Consider the following 15,982-nt stretch of genomic DNA (forward strand, 5'->3'; position numbering starts at 1 on the left):
GGCAGTGCGGGATTAAAATTTCAATCAGCAATCCGCTCGAGTGCCCACCCATGACCGTTCCCAATCTACCGGTGGCAATCTGCCAGATCGAGCTTGGGTTAATAGGAAGTAGTTGTGATGGCTGCTCGCATCAGAGCCTGTGAACAGAGCGACAGCGATAATGGTCGTTCGTCTGGCGCAAGAGGAGAGGAAGTGGTGTTCTGTCCCGATGATCGGGCTGTCACGCATTCGCAGTTGAGCGCCTTCAGACAACGGTGCGAGCCCTGGACGGAGCAGCTCTCGAGCTTTTTGGATAAAACAGTCGAGCTGAGACCCGGGATCATAATGCCGGTTTTCGAGAATGATGGTTTGGAGGTCCTGGCATTCATGCTCGATGCGGAGCAGGACGTCATCCGTGAGATAGGCGTTTGCCTCAACGAAGAGGAACGTCGTCGCGCCGAGGGGTTGAGACTGGAGCGGGACCGCCGCCGCTTCGTCGCTACCCGGGGGCAGCTTCGCCGGGTCCTCGCTTCTAAACTGGGAATCTCGCCGTCCGACGTCGAACTAGAATATGGACGCCTCGGCAAACCTCACCTCTCGCACCGCATGCCTGGTCGCGATTTGCGCTTCAGTGTCTCACGATCCGGAGATGTCGCGGTCGTCGCCCACTCGACCAGGCAAGAGGTCGGGGTGGACATCGAGGCAGTTCTCCCTGTGCCGGAAGCGGACGAGATCGCCGCGCTCTGCTTTTCCGCCTCCGACTATGGGTCTTATACCGCCCTTGGTCCGGAAGACCGGCTGGAGGGCTTCCTCGGGCGCTGGACCCGGCTGGAGGCTATCTCTAAGGCCCTGGGGTGCGGCTTAGGACAGCCCCTTTCCTGGGATGAAAGGGATTGGACTGTCCGTAGGTTCGTACCGAAATCTGGGTACATCGGGACCGTGGTAGTCCGGAAATGAATGGTAGCCGGAATTGATGTTTCCGCGATGGCGCACGGAGCAAGAGATGGCAGTTTCATCTATGAAAAGCCCTATATCAGCGGACTTGACGCAGGTTTCGGAGCTTTTCGCAGGCCTCGCGGCCAAGGACATCAAGGTCTGGGTAGAGGGAGACCGGCTGCGGTGCAACGCCCCAGCTGGCGCACTGACGGCGGAGTTTCGCGACCAGTTGCGGGACCGGAAGGGCGAGATCATCGCGTTTCTGAATATGGCCACGGCGGCGGCCCGGCAACAGCCTGCCATTATTCCCCTGCAGTCTCGCGGAACACGCACGCCGATTTACGCCGTAGCCGGGCATGTCGGGGCGCCCTTCACATTCTCGGACCTGTCGAAGCACCTGGGCGACGATCAGCCGTTTTACGCACTCCAACCGTCCGGCTGGGATGGGCGGAGCGAGCCGATGGACCGCGTCGAAGATATCGCCGAGTACTTCGCCCGTCAGATCGTCGAATGCCAGCCCACCGGTCCGTACATCATCGCCGGTTTCTGCTCTGGCGCTGCAACCGCTTTCGAACTGGCGAAAATCCTGGGTCAACGCGGAGCGGAGGTCCCATGCATAGCGCTCTTTGGCCCTCTTCACCCCACCACCTATAGGGAATTGCCGCGTCTGCTGTATTTCCTTGCTAGGCGTAGCGTCTATCCGCACCTGCAGGAGATGGCGAAGCTGCCGACATTCGGCGCCCGTCTCCGATATTTCGGCGGTCGCCTCCGGAATCTCGGCGAGCGCGTCCGCGCCCTCGTGACCCGCGTTCGCAAAAGCAAAGAGCCCGTCACTGCGGATCCGGTGCTGGCGAGCAGAGCTCGACTCAAATCCACGGCGATCACGGCTTTCCGGCGGTACATTCCCACTCCGTATTCGGGTCGAGTATGCATTTTCCTTCCGAACAAGGCCTGGCTGCGATCTGGTGCAGCACCGCTCCGATGGCTTCGAGTGGTGCCCCATGCCGAATTTTATTTCGGGCCCGAGGACTGCAACGGTTCGCTTATGCTGGAGGAACCGGATGCACCTGCCATCGCAGAGCTTTATCGCCAGGCGACCCAAAAGGCTGAACGATTGACGTGATTTGATTTTTTGATTTCCGCAATGGGAGCGTATCTCATGAATGAAGTCCTACCTATCGCGGCGGAGGGCGTAGCGCGTCCCCTGCTGAAAGATGCCGATCATCAAGCGCTGGTTGTCGAGTACAACGCCACGGCAGCGCCCTACCCGTCGGACAGGACGATCGTCGATCTCTTCCGCGACCAAGCGACGCGTAGTCCTGACGCTGAAGCGATCCGCTTCGGCGATGCAACACTGACGTACCAGCAGCTCAATGAACGCTCCAACCAGATGGCCGCGCATCTGAGCTCGACCGGCGTAGGGCCGGGTCGGATTGCCGTTGTGTTCATGGAGCACTCCGTTGAAGTCGTCGTCGCGATCTTAGGCGTCCTGAAGTCCGGCGCAGCCTATGTGCCGGTGGATGCGGCAACGCCGAAGGGGCGTCTCGCAACAATCCTGAAGGACATTGCCAACGGGACCGACGAGCAGGCGCCGGTGGCGATCACTCAGGCGCGCCTGCAATCCGTCATTTCCCCGAACCTTGCCGACATTTTCGTGCTCGACGCCGATTTCGGGTCGATTCTGAAACAGCCGGACTCGGACCGACCGTCCGCTGCCACTCCGGACGGCGCCGCCTATATCATCTTCACCTCCGGCTCGACCGGCACGCCCAAAGGGGTCGTGATCGAGCACCGGAACTTGGTGAACTACATTTGGTGGGCCGCTCGGATGTACAGTTCCGGCGAACGTCTCGCATGGCCCCTTTTCTCATCCCTCGCCTTCGACCTGACCGTCACGACGCTCTTCACGCCACTCATCACCGGCGGCCGCATCGTGGTCTATCTTGGTGATCCCGGAATCCAGAGCATGGTCGTGCTCAAGGTCATCGACGATAATGCCGTCGATATCATGAAGCTGACGCCGGCGCATCTCGCGATGATCCGCGACCGCAATCTTGAGACCACAAGGCTGCGTAAGTTCATCGTGGGGGGCGAGGACTTCAAGACCGAGTTGGCTCGCGATATCACGAAAGCCATCCCTCATCCCATCGAGATCTACAACGAGTACGGACCAACCGAGGCCACTGTGGGCTGCATGATTCACCGTTTCGACATCGACCGGGATCAATCCGCATCGGTGCCGATCGGCGTTCCGGCCGCCAATGCGGGCGTCTACGTCCTCAACAAGGCACATCAGCCCACCGCCCCCGGCGTCATCGGTGAGATGTTCATTGCCGGCGACGGTCTCGCGAGAGGCTATTTCAATCGCCCTGACCTGACCGACGAACGTTTCCTCACGGCCACCGATCCCCGAGATGGATTTTCGAAGCTGCAGCTGTACAAGACGGGCGATCTCGCCCGCTGGAACTCGGAGGGACGCCTGGACTTTCTCGGCCGCGCCGATCATCAGGTGAAGGTTGGTGGCGCGCGTGTCGAGCTGGGCGAGATCGAAGCGCGGCTTCTGAGGCACCCGCACGTTCAGGAATGCGCAGTCGCTGCCATCGCCACCTCGGTGGCGAAGCCAGCGACACAACTGCGCTATTGCGAACGGTGCGGTGTCGCATCCGACCTGCCCGGCACGACGTTCGATGCGGCAGGCGTCTGCAATCTATGCCGGGCCTTCGACACCTATGTCGACAAGGCGCAGACCTATTTCAAGACATCGGATGACCTCCAGGTTCTCATCGCGGAGATGCAGGCTAACCGGAAGGGACCTTACGATTGCATCGTGCTGTTGAGCGGCGGCAAAGACAGCAGTTTTATGCTGTGCAAGCTCGTCGCAATGGGGGTGAAGCCGCTCACCTTCACCCTCGACAATGGTTTCATTTCCGAAGGAGCCAAGGCCAATATCAGGCGGCTCGTAAAGTCCCTCGGCGTGGATCACCACTGGGGAAGCACGCCGCATATGAACGAGATCTTCGTCGACAGCCTGAAACGGTTCGCGAACGTCTGCAACGGTTGCTTCAAAACGATCTACACCCTGGCCACGAACGTCGCCCGCGAACGAGGGATCGGGTACATCGTGACGGGGTTGTCCCGCGGCCAATTCTTTGAGACGCGCCTGACTGAGGAGGTCTTCAAGCGGGACGACTACGATCCGGCCCGCTTGGACGCACTCATCGCCGAGGCGCGCAAGGAGTATCACCGCCGCGAGGATGCTGTTTCGCGCTATCTTAACGTGGATGCGTTCCGGAGCGACTCAGTATTCGAGGAAGTAAAGTTCATCGACTTCTACCGCTACTGGAGCGTCCCTCTGGAGGACATGCTCGACTTCCTGAAGACGCAGGCAGGATGGGACCGGCCTGCGGATACAGGACGCTCCACGAACTGCCTCATCAACGATGTCGGCATCTACGTTCATAAGAAGCAGCGGGGATATCACAACTACGCTCTTCCCTACAGCTGGGATGTACGTCTTGGCCAGAAGACGCGCGACGAAGCCGTTGACGAACTCAACGACGAGCTGGACGTACCCCGCATCAAGGAGATTATGGCCCAGATCGGCTATGTCGAACCGCCAGCGGCCGAAGACGGTATCGCACGACTTGTGGCCTACTATGTCTCGTCGAAACCCCTTACCGTGGCCGACCTGCGCACCCACCTCGCCGAAGAACTCTTTGAGTCCATGATTCCGACGCACTATGTTCGCCTCGAACGGATGCCGCTCACGTCCAACGGCAAGATCGACCGCTCCGCGCTTCCCGAGCCGACGGCGGAAAACATCCAGCCTGCACAAGACTTCGTCGCCCCCTCGACGGAAACCGAGAAGACGCTGGCCGCGCTGTGGTGCGATCTCCTGAAGGTTGAGTCGATCGGCCGTCACGACAACTTTTTCGGCCTGGGCGGGCAGTCGCTCCTGGTGATGCGGGCGGTGTCGCGCATGCGGGAGACCTTCGGCGTCGACGTGCAGCTTCGCAACCTCTTCGAGCGCCCGACAGTGGCCGGACTGGCGGAAGTGATCGACGGAATGCTCTGGGTGGCCGATTCCAGAGCCCCTTCAGTCTCGGAAGGACCGAGAGAGGAAATCGAACTCTAGCTTACCTGAAGGCCTCCGAACGGCCTTGGGGTACCAATCCGGACGAAAGCTTTTGCGTTGGACTGCATAGCAGAGCGGATGAATGATGGACAAAGCTTGGGTACCGGCGCGAGGACCGGGGCTGCCTTGGGCGGCGGGGGAGTATGAGCTCTTACGCGACCAGGTGCGCCGGTTCGTCGAGGAAGAGATCAAGCCCCGTGCGGACCGCTGGGAGGAAGACGGGTTCATTCCCCGTCCGATCCTACGCCGCATGGGCGAACTCGGCTTCTTCGGCATCCGCTACCCGGCCGAGTACGGTGGTGCCGAGATGGACGCGACCGCATCCACGATCTTCGCCGAGGAGCTCGGGCGCTCGACCTATGGCGGCGTCGCCATCGCGACGCTGGTCCATACCGACATGGCTTCCGTGCATGTCTTTCACGACGGGACCAAAGCCCAGCGGGCCCGCTGGATGCCGGGCATTATCAGCGGCGAGGTGATCACCGCGATCGCCATCACGGAGCCGGATGCAGGCTCGGACGTGAAGGCCATTTGCACGCGCGCCCGCCGAGAGGGCGACTCTTACGTCCTCGACGGCACGAAGCTCTATATCACGAACGGCGTCCACGCGGATCTCTACTGCGTCGCCGCCAAGACCGATCCCTCGGCAGGAAGCCACGGGATCACGATGTTCCTCGTCGAGAAGGGTACGCCAGGCTTCAGCGTCGCCCGCGAGCTGGACAAGCACGGCTGGCGCTCCTCCGATACCGCGGAGCTCGTCTTCGACGGTTGCCGTATCCCCGCCGAGAACGTGCTCGGCGCTGAGGGACTGGGCTTCTACTCTATCATGCGCAACTTCCAGAACGAGCGCCTTGTCCTCGCCGGCATGGCGATAGGGGCGGCCGAGGCGGCGATCGATATGACCCTTGCCTGGGTGAAAGCTCGCCGCGCATTCGGGGGCGTCCTATGGGACATGCAGGCGATCCGTGAACGTCTCGCGATGCTCTCTGCAAAGGTAGAGGCAGGCCGCCAGTTTCTCTATGCCACCGCCTGGCGCATGGCGGCGGACGAAGATTGCCTGCGCGAGGTCTCGATGGTGAAGGCCATCTGCGGCGAACTCGTCAACGAGGTTATGTATACGTGCGTGCAGTTCCATGGCGCCATGGGCTTGATGCGCGAGAGCCCGATCGAGCGCATGGCGCGTGACGCCCGCGTCCTATCCATCGGCGGCGGCGCGACGGAGGTGATGCTGGAGGTGGTCGCGTCGATGTCGTGAGCCTAATGCAGCAGTAAGGACATCGCTCTGGCGTTGATTGTAAGAGGCTCCGTGAAGGGCTCTTCGCAGGCGGATAGGGTTGGCTGAGAAGGGCCTTCGGCTGTTCGTTTCCCCCCGCTGCCTGGAGACTGAGTTTGGATTGTAGAAGCATCGGAACTGCCCCTATCACGACGGCAGCCGGCCACAATTTAGGGCGCGCGCCATATGCCGCGTCGGCGCCGCGACCGACCCGGACGCTGTGTGGAGTCCGCGGTCCGCTTGAAAGAGGATTTCATTCGTTCAACGTGGTCGCGCCGGTGTAGCCCGTCCGCTCGGCGGGGCCTTCGAATTGCCGGGGTTACCAACTGATCAAACGTTATCAATGGCCTGAATGTGTATACCTTTCACTGCCCTTCCAGATGGGTCATCCATGCTCGCAAATTGTTGAGACCAGAGAAACGCGGTCGGCGTGGAGCACGCGATCGAGGGACCGATGGGGACAGTCAGGCAGGCTGTCGGATTCTTGAAAATGCCATCAAAGATGGTCCTGTAGAAGTATCCTTCTTTGGAAGTCGGCGTTTGCTGCGGAAAGCGCTTGCTAGCCTCTGCGAGCATCTGATCCGAGACTTTATTCTCGGCATGATGCCTCAAGCCCTCAATCCAGCTGTACCCCACTCCGTCGGAAAACTGCTCCTTTTGACGCCACAAGATCTCCTGCGGCAACAGATCGCTAAATGCTTCCCGCAATATGCCCTTCTCGATTTTCGCGCCAGGGCACATTTTCTCGGCGGGGTTTATCGACATCGCGTAATCTAAGAACTCCTTGTCCAGGAAGGGCACACGGGCTTCGACTCCCCACGCAGCTGTTGCCTTGTTCGCACGACAGCAATCATACCTGCTGAGTGCAAAGAGCTTTCGGACAGTCTCCTCGTGGAATTCTTCTGCTGATGGTGCCATGTGGAAGTAGAGATAGCCGCCAAATACTTCGTCAGCGCCTTCTCCGGACAACACCATTTTGATGCCCATTGCTTTTATTTTACGCGCCATGAGGTACATCGGCGTGCCGGCACGAATGGTGGTGACATCAAAGGTCTCCAGGTGCCGGATCACATCTGGCAATGCGTCCAATCCTTCCTGTACAGTGAAAACAACCTCATGATGGACCGTGCCGATGTGAGCCGCCGCGTTTCGCGCATACTTCATGTCAGGTGAGTTTTCCAGGCCGACGGAGAACGAGTGTAGTCTTGGCCACCATGCTTCTTCGGTCTCTCCAGACTCGATCCGCCTGAAGCGGTGGCGTGCCGCGAGCGCCGCGATGAGGGAAGAGTCGAGCCCACCAGAAATAAGTACCCCGTAAGGCACATCGCACATCATTTGCTGCTTGACCGCAGCTTCGAGCGAAGTTCGGAGCTCGTGCAAGGACACCTTCTTGGTTGGGAGTGTATGCGCCCACTGTGGATCATACCACCTGACGAACTGTCCGTCTTTGCCGCTGTAGTAATGTCCCGGCGGAAATTCCTCGATCGTCTCGCATACGAGATCGAGAGCTTTCATTTCGCTCGCGACGTAAGTTGCGCCGTCGCCGCCCCATCCGATGTAAAGTGGAACTATGCCGATGTGGTCTCGGGCGACGAAGAAATCGCCACTGCGTTCGTCGAAGAGGGCAAATGCAAAAATGCCACTCAGCATATTGCATAAAGCTGATCCGTACTCGTCGTAGAGATACAAGATAATTTCGCAGTCTGATTTCGTTCTCCAGACGTGCGGCAGCTTCAGTGTGTCGCGCAAAGCGACATGATTGTAGATCTCTCCGTTCACAGCCAAAGCCCGACCCGCGGTAACGTCGAGAAGGGGTTGGGCGCCGTGCTCCACGTCGACAATGGAAAGGCGTTCGTGCGCCAGTATTGCGCACTCGCTGGAGTAAATGCCGCTCCAGTCTGGCCCGCGGTGTCTGACTGTCTTTGCCATCTCGAGAGCCCGGCTGCGTGCCGACTCAAGCGGTTCGGTAAATCCGAAGATGCCAACGAAGCCGCACAAGGTGGTTAACCCTTCCTATGAGTTATGAGTTCGGATCGTAGCCTAATGCTGGCTGATACCTCGCGATGATCAGCGTGGGCGAATCAGCAGATCTCGCCGTTGCCGGTGGCACAGGAGCGCGCAGGACGTGGAAGTAGAATGGTGGTTGCGACCACTATAGGCGGCACGTACGTTGTGGCAATTTCCCTTTTTTGACTACCTCAAGTGAGGGATCGACAAACGTTCATGGTTGAAGATCAATGGCCAGTTGGTGTTCGATCATACGGGCACCACGATTGGGCAAAACGCGGCACCTATCAATCGCCTGTTCACCTCAGGCGCCTATGCGAATTATCCGGTGCAAATACATATCGATGACTTTGAGATTTGGGATAAGGTTCCGTACTAATAGAGATTCCAAATAGGGTAGCCCACGCATGTGGGGCTCGCCTCATGCATGCTCCGGTATGCTGCATCCGTGCTCGCCCGAGTCGTTGTCGACATCGGAACTCCGGTGGCGAGGGTACACTCCGAGACAGGTGCAGCTCGGCAATTCGGGCTACCGTTCGCGCAGGACGTCGCGTTCGTATCTGGCGAGCGGGAGAACAGATCGCCGATGAAGCGGCGTCGCTTTTCCTGCCAACTTTGTTGTTCAAGTCCAACGCCGCTCGCCAGTTGGCTGGCGTGCGTCACAGAGCAAACCGGATCAGGCGTGCCGATCCCACAATACGGCTTGTGGTCCGGCATGATCTCGATCGTAAGTCCACTATGGCAGTATCTGGCACGGCCGTGGTGGATTAACGCATGCCGAGCGCACCAGCTCACTCGTCATGGCCCGGTTTCCCGCAATCCTCATCGATTGTGCTCCGCTTCGTCTACCGCTCCCGCAAGGACTCCTGCTTGTATCTTGCCAGCGGAGAGAGGAGATAGCTGATGATGGTTCGCGAGCCGGTCTTGATTTCGACCGTCACGGCCATTCCAGGCCCAAGCTTGACGAGTTTCTCATCTACCTGCATGGCCGCGCGGTCGAGCGAGATGCGAGCGGCATACTCCAGTTCCTGACCTTTCGGCTCGCTGCTGTTCGTCGCCGCGCCCATGGCCCGATCATTCGAAGTGCCCTGTTGCCTGTCGCGGGTGATCGCGTCAGACGAAACGCTGAGCACGTCGCCATGAAGAAGCCCATAGCGCGTGAAGTTAAATGTATCGATCTTGATCTCCGCTTTTTGTCCCGGATGCACGAAGCCGATGTCGCGGTTGGAAAGCATGGCCTCGATCTCGAGCTGGCTCTCGCTCGGAACCAGCACGGCGAGTGCCTGAGCAGGCGTCACCACGCCTCCCACGGTATGAATGGCGAGCTGTTGCACGACGCCGTCGACAGGCGCGACCAAACGCTGGAGTTTCGTGCGCCGTTCTGCCTTGATCACCTCCTGCGCAGCGCTCGCGGTTTTCTGCTCGGCTTTCGCGAGTGCGTCATAGGTCGAGCGCCGGTACTCCGCGGCGGTCCTTTCCCTCGTTTCCTTCAGCAACGCTGTGGCTGCATCGGCTTCGCGCAGCCGGCTCTGCTGCAGGAGGAGGTCCTGCTGAAGGCCGACCAGCTCCTGGTATTCGGAGAGATAGACGACCTTCGAAGCCAGTGCCTTGTCGACCAGGTTCTTGCGGATATCCACGCGTTCCTGCAGCACCGGTATCGTCGCCTGCAGCTTCGCGACGCTCGCCGAAGTGGTCGCTCGCTCCGCTTCTTTCTGGCCCTGCTGGCGTTCGATCTCGGCGAGCTTGGCATTCTGTTCGGCGCGCTGGCTGATCAGGAACTGACGATGCATCTCGACCTCCGCGGCGCTTGCGCTCTGCGGCGGCCGGAAGGCGGCAAGCGGATCCTCTGCGAGCCCGGCGCGCAGCCGGGCGACTTCGAGTTCGGCCGCGAGGAAATCGCTCTTCTGGCGTTCGTTGTCGGCTTCCGTCATCGTCGGATCGAGTTCGATAAGAACGTCGCCAGCCTTTACGGTCTGCCCGTCGCGGACGTGGATGGCGCGGACGACGCCCGTCTCGAACGGCTGGATCAGCTTGGTGCGCCCGCCGGGCACGATCTTGCCGGTCGCGGAGGCGACGATATCGACGCTGCCGAATGTCGCCCACAGTAGCGCGAAGCAGAAGACCACGATGATGCTGGCGCCGATCGCGCGTCCGATCGGCGACGGCGGCGTTTCAGTGATCTCGAGCGCCGCCGGCAGGAACGCGATTTCGTGCTCGCGGCGGCGAGCCGGGGCGGGAGGTTTCGGAAACGGGACGATGTTTCGGCTAGCGGACGTCATGGATACCGGCCTGCAAATAGTGGAGGTTTGCGTAACGCCCGTTCGTGCGGATCAGCTCATCATGGCTGCCGTCCTCGACAATGCGACCATGCTCGAGCGTGATGATCCGGTTCGCGTTGCGCACGGTCGAGAGCCGATGCGCGATCACGAACACGGTCCGGCCGGCGGCAATTCGCTTCATGTTCTGCTGGATGGCACGCTCGCTTTCGTAATCGAGCGCGCTGGTCGCCTCGTCGAGGATGAGAATACGCGGATCGGTAATCAGCGCGCGCGCGATCGCGACACGCTGGCGTTGCCCGCCGGACAGGCTGCTGCCGCGTTCGCCGACGACGGTGTCGTAACCTTCGGGCAGTTCCAGGATGAAGTCATGAGCGCCGGCAAGCGATGCTGCTTCGATAACGCGTTCCATCGGCATGGCCGGGTCGGCCAGCGCGATGTTCTCACGAATCGAACGGTTGAACAGCACGTTCTCTTGCAGGACGACGCCGATCTGGCGCCGCAGCCAGCTCAGATCGACCATCGCGAGATCGACGCCGTCGATCAGTACCCGTCCGCTCTCCGGCACGTAGAGACGCTGGATCAGCTTGGTGATGGTGCTCTTGCCCGAGCCGGACGAGCCAACGATTCCGATGACCTGGCCGGGCTGGACGTTGAAGGATACGTTGTGCAGCACCTCGGGACCGTCGATGCGATAGCGGAACCTCGCATGCTCGAACGTGACCTGTCCGCGGATCGGCGGCAGTGCGGCACGGCCGGGACTAAAGCTCGGCTCCGGCATGGTGTTAAGGATGTCACCGAGGCGATCGATCGACAGGCGGGCCTGATGGAAATCCTGCCACATCTGGGCGAGACGCAGCACCGGCATGCTCACACGTCCGGCCAGCATGTTGAAGGCGACGAGTTCGCCGACGGTGAGATCGCCACCGATCACAAGTCTGGCGCCGAAGTAAAGCGTTGCCGCGGTGACCAGTTTGTTGATCATCTGGACCGCCTGGCTCGCCGTGTTGTTCAGGCTGAGCACGCGGAAGCTCGCGGCCACATAGCCGGCGAGTTGCTCCTCCCACCGGCGCTGCATCTGCGGTTCGACCGCCATGGCCTTCAGCGTCTCGACGCCGGTGACGCTCTCGACCAGGAACGCCTGGTTCTCGGATCCCCGGTTGAATTTCTCATCGAGGCGCCGGCGAAACAGCGGCGCAGCGCCCACGGAAATGCCGATGTAGAACGGGAATGAGGCCAGAACGATCAGCGTCAACGTCGTCGAGTAGTAGAACATCACCACAAGGAAGACGATGGTGAACAACAGATCGATGACGAGCGTAAGCGCCGAACTCGTCAGGAACTGACGGATATTCTCCAGCTCGCGGACGCGTGCGACCGAATCGCCGACCCGGCGAGCCTGGAAGTATGCGATCGGCAACGCCATCAGGTGACGAAACAGCCGGGCGCCGAGCTCGACGTCGATGCGGTTCGTGGTGTGCGCAAACAGATAGACCCGGAGCGTTTCGAGAACGGCCTCGAACACCGTCAGCGCCACAAGACCTATGATCAGAACGTCGAGCGTACTCATGCTTCGATGCACGAGCACCTTGTCGATGACCACCTGGAAAAACAGCGGCGAGATGAGGGCGAATATCTGCAGGAAGAACGACGCGACCAGCACTTCGCCGAGAAGACGGCGATACTTGTGGACCGCGCCGACAAACCAGCCGATATCGAAACGGCGGGAGAGATCGGTCAGGGATGCGCGCCGCGCCATCAGGATGATGTCGCCGTCCCAGATCGCCTCGAGCTCGGCCTGCGTCATTGTTTCGGGCTGGGGAGACAATGGGCGCTGAACCAGAAGCTTGTCGTCGACGACCTTGCCCAGGATCAGGAAGCCGCCGTCGCGCAGCAGGGCGATTCCGGGCAGCGGCGTGACCGCAAGCCTGCTCCAGTTCGACTTCTGTGCCCGAGCCTTCAGCCCGAATTCCTTGGCGCAGCGCAGGATTTCGGTAACACCCAGCTTGGCCGCGCCCATGCGATGCCGGATCTGTTCAGGATCGGCCGCAATGCCATGGCATCGTAACAGGATTGCCACTGCCACGAGCCCCGACTCGTCCTCGCTCTGAGGCACGATGCTCACAGCCTCGAGGTCGGATCTGGCCGTCTGGAGGGCCATATCGCTTCTTTCGCCGAAGCACGCACGCATCAATGAATCGCGGGCCCGCATTACGGTATCGCGAACGCGCGCTACGGGGGCGACGGCGCGGCGCGCCAGACCACGCACGGTGACACTCGTGTCAGCGAGGGCATGGAGGACCCGATTGATGACGTTCTGCGATCCCGTCAGGATCAAGCGGCCGTCCCAGATTTCCTCGAATTCCGCGCGCGTCATCAGCTCCGGACGCGACGCAGTCGGGTGCAGCACGAGTGCCCCGTTGTCGTCGACCTTGCCGAGAAGCAAAAACCCGCCATCGCGCAGCGATGCGATCCCAGGGAGCTGGATGCTCGCAAGTCGCTTCCAATGCGTTGTTCGCGAACGGACCTTGACGCCCAATTCGCGCGCGCAACGCAGCAAGGCACGAATACCTATTGTGCTGCTTCCGCAGCGATCGCGGAGCTGGTCCGGCTCGGCGTGGACGCCATGAAGGCGCAGGAACAGAGCCAGGGCTCGAAGCCCATGGTCTGCGGCGTGGGCATTCCCATTCTGCATCGCCATAATGTTTTAACTCAACCCTTCGCGGCTACCGGCCGCGTGTGATGTTCCTTCTCTGCATTCCCAAACTATGATGGTGCCGCACCCAGGCGCTGGCGCGCCCGGGTGCGGAAGTAGTGGATCAGTGCGGTCTGGTCAGGATAGCGTCCTGCGTCCAACCGGCCCCTTGCGACACGGCCGACACGATCTGCCCGGAATCGACCCGGCCGGTGTTGCCGGCCAGATACTGGTTCAGCAGCGCGAAGCTCTGGCTTGCCAGGGACGCCGTGGTCGTCCCCGTCGCGAGCTGAGGATCCGTCACGATCGCCTGCGGCCTGCCAGTCGCCAGCGTGCTGGTGAATGACTCCACCTGCTGCTGCAGCCGCTCAAAGCCCTGGTTCGCCAGGAACCCTGCGCTCGTGGCAGTCGCTAGCGCATGATCCGTACCGGTGATCGGCCGCTGCGCAGTGGGCGCTGCGGCGCTGGTGACGGGGTCCACGTGCTGCTGCACAGTGCTTTGGCCCCGCAAGTCCGAACCCGTCGAGACCGAGGACACGGTGCTGGTCTGCGGCGCCGTTGTGGTCGTCCTAGTCGTCGGTCGCGGATCCACCACGCTGATGGTCTGCGGCGCGGACGACGCCACAGCGCCGGTGACCGAGTCCTGCGCGCGTGCGGTCAGCGTGAGCGTTGCGACCGGCTCACCTCCGCCCCTGTAGTTCGATGTCAGCGTCAGTCCGCTGTTGACCTGCGCGGCCGACAAGGTGATGTCCCGTCCCCTGAACGTTTGACCATCGAGCGCACTGGTGATCGTCTCGTACTTTGGCAACCCCGTGATGTTCATGGTCACGCGGTCATTGGTATCGGTCGTTGTCACCTTGGTCCCCAGGTCGACCCTACCGCCTCTGCCGGCCACCCAGAGCGAGGGATCCGCGACGGTGAGGACCGGCCTCGTGACGGATGACGTAGGGGTGGTCGGCGTGGTGGGGGACGTCGGCGTGGTTGGAGACGTTGGCGTCGTCGGGGATGTCGGGGTCGCATCAATCTGAAGACCGGTGAACGTCTTCACCGCGCCCGAGAGGGTTGCCGCGGCACCGGCAGAGTCCTTGATGCTCGCGCCGGTCGGAAGGTTGACTCCCGTGATGGCGAGCGCCGAGGTGTCCCGGTCAGTCGACGCGACAGTGTTTTTGAAGATGAGCGAGCTCGTGCCTGAGCCACCGACATAGGTGGCCGTTCCGCCATCGTTGAGCGACAGCGTCGGCGTGCCGGTGACGGTCACGGCCTCGCTGAAGCCGAGCGTCATGGTGATGGTGTCGCCGTTATCTGCAATTCCTGTCCCCGGTGAAGCGGACGCTTCCGTCACGGTCGGCGCCAGGTTTACCGGCGTGGTTGGCGACGTGGGCGTGGTTGGCTGCGTCGGTGTGGGAGCCGGTGCCGACCCCGTCCAGATGTCCAGATTGCTGAAAGTCGCCGTCTGCGTTTCCGCCGCCTGTCCGCGGTAGACGCCTACCTTCCAGTAGTACTCGGAGTTAGTCGCTCCGACCGGCCCGTTGTAGTTGACGACCTGATTTCCGTCTAGCCACACACCGACATAGCCGCCCCCGCTCGGGCCCATTTTCACCTGGAAGTCCAGGTCCATCGGTTGACCCCGCACAATGGGATCCGGGGAACGGTAGACATAAAGATTACCGGCGCTCGGGTTCTGGAGACAGACCACCAAGTGGTCGGATGTGTCCAGCTGGATAGAGAACGGAGCATATGTTGGCGACACATTGGTGGTCGCGTGCAACTGGGTGAGGCACAGCCACGATGCAGTATTCGTCGGGCCCGGTTGAACCGTAATCGTCTCAGACATGTTGATCTGAGTGCCCGCTGCATAGAGTGGCGAAAACTGAATCTCGGAACGGTTCGCCCCACTGTCGCCGGTGCCCCATTGATCCCCGGACCGAACCGAAAATTGGAGTGTGTTGGCATCGCTCTGTGTCAGGCTCCACGGCTGGTTCGCATTCTGGGCTTGCGCGGTAATTCCATCGACGGTGAATCTAGCGCTATTTGTACCTGAGAAGTTGGTGATTGGTTCGGAAGCCATTCCGTAATCCTTTTGAACGTTGAAGATAGTGCATTCCACTGCCGCGCATCGCATTGGCGCGTGCGACATACCACATGCTCACAGCGCTCGGCGCCGTGAACAGATTTCAATGCACCGCAGCCTCGGACCGCGAGCAGACTTCAATGCATCGCAGCCTCGGACCGCGAGCAGATTTCAAAGCAGTGGGAATTTGTGCCCCCCGACTGCTGGCTTGGGGGTTAATAAGCAAAAATGGCGAAAAAACTTTCAAAATAAGATTTATACTCATGTATGTCGGCCCAATACGTGCCCCACGTGCCCCACATATGGCGCGGAATTCTCCTGTTCGCCTCGGCCAAATTGAGTTGGTCGGCCTTCAGTTTTGACGCTTTGGCGAGCGTTTGGCGCTAGCGCTCGCAGCACCGAAGCTGGTTCGTGTCTCGCAGAAGTCGCGATTGCGACAAGTGCGCGATCAGTCTTCCCCACTTCGGGAGAGCAAGCTGTCGTTTCGCTTCCGTCACAGTGATGGGGCTGACGATGCAGCCGCGCGGTCATCATCGTGACGTCTGTGAAGACGCCGGCCATTCCGCGAAGGCAAGGTTGCTGGCTCACGAGCGCCGAGCTGCGCTCGTGA

8 protein-coding genes are annotated in these 15,982 nt (G+C 60.8%); 4 read left to right on the forward strand and 4 right to left on the reverse strand.

The window, feature by feature from the left end:
* Positions 1–117 precede the first annotated feature (117 nt).
* The 4 genes from IVB05_RS32465 (at position 118) to IVB05_RS32480 (ending at position 6,305) form a co-directional block, all read left to right on the forward strand.
* Positions 118–936: a 4'-phosphopantetheinyl transferase superfamily protein gene (locus IVB05_RS32465; RefSeq protein ID WP_247780077.1), complete on the forward strand. Its 819-nt coding sequence runs from the start codon at positions 118–120 to the stop codon at positions 934–936.
* A gap of 46 nt (positions 937–982) precedes the next feature.
* A complete protein-coding gene (locus IVB05_RS32470) occupies positions 983–2,038 on the forward strand; it encodes a thioesterase domain-containing protein (protein ID WP_247780078.1) in 1,056 nt (351 codons plus the stop codon).
* A 36-nt stretch (positions 2,039–2,074) separates the two neighbouring features.
* Entirely contained in the window at positions 2,075–5,050 is a 2,976-nt protein-coding gene (locus IVB05_RS32475; protein ID WP_247780079.1) for an amino acid adenylation domain-containing protein, read from the forward strand.
* A gap of 82 nt (positions 5,051–5,132) precedes the next feature.
* A complete protein-coding gene (locus IVB05_RS32480; protein ID WP_247780080.1) occupies positions 5,133–6,305 on the forward strand; it encodes an acyl-CoA dehydrogenase family protein in 1,173 nt (390 codons plus the stop codon).
* A 348-nt stretch (positions 6,306–6,653) separates the two neighbouring features.
* On the opposite strand, the gene asnB is transcribed toward IVB05_RS32480, so the two are convergent.
* From asnB to IVB05_RS32500, 4 genes are all read right to left on the reverse strand, one after another.
* Positions 6,654–8,321, reverse strand: coding sequence for an asparagine synthase B (asnB, locus tag IVB05_RS32485; RefSeq protein ID WP_247780081.1), 1,668 nt, complete (start codon positions 8,319–8,321; stop codon positions 6,654–6,656).
* A gap of 854 nt (positions 8,322–9,175) precedes the next feature.
* Positions 9,176–10,609, reverse strand: coding sequence for an HlyD family type I secretion periplasmic adaptor subunit (locus IVB05_RS32490; protein ID WP_247780082.1), 1,434 nt, complete (start codon positions 10,607–10,609; stop codon positions 9,176–9,178).
* Entirely contained in the window at positions 10,596–13,307 is a 2,712-nt protein-coding gene (locus tag IVB05_RS32495; protein ID WP_346771795.1) for a type I secretion system permease/ATPase, read from the reverse strand. Before IVB05_RS32495 ends, IVB05_RS32490 begins: the two co-directional genes overlap by 14 nt.
* 118 nt (positions 13,308–13,425) lie before the next feature.
* Positions 13,426–15,369, reverse strand: a complete 1,944-nt coding sequence (locus IVB05_RS32500) for a heparin lyase I family protein (RefSeq protein ID WP_247780083.1) — start codon at positions 15,367–15,369, stop codon at positions 13,426–13,428.
* Positions 15,370–15,982 lie beyond the last annotated feature (613 nt).

Origin of the sequence: Bradyrhizobium sp. 170 (assembly GCF_023101085.1) — a bacterium.
Taxonomy (GTDB): Bacteria; Pseudomonadota; Alphaproteobacteria; order Rhizobiales; family Xanthobacteraceae; genus Bradyrhizobium.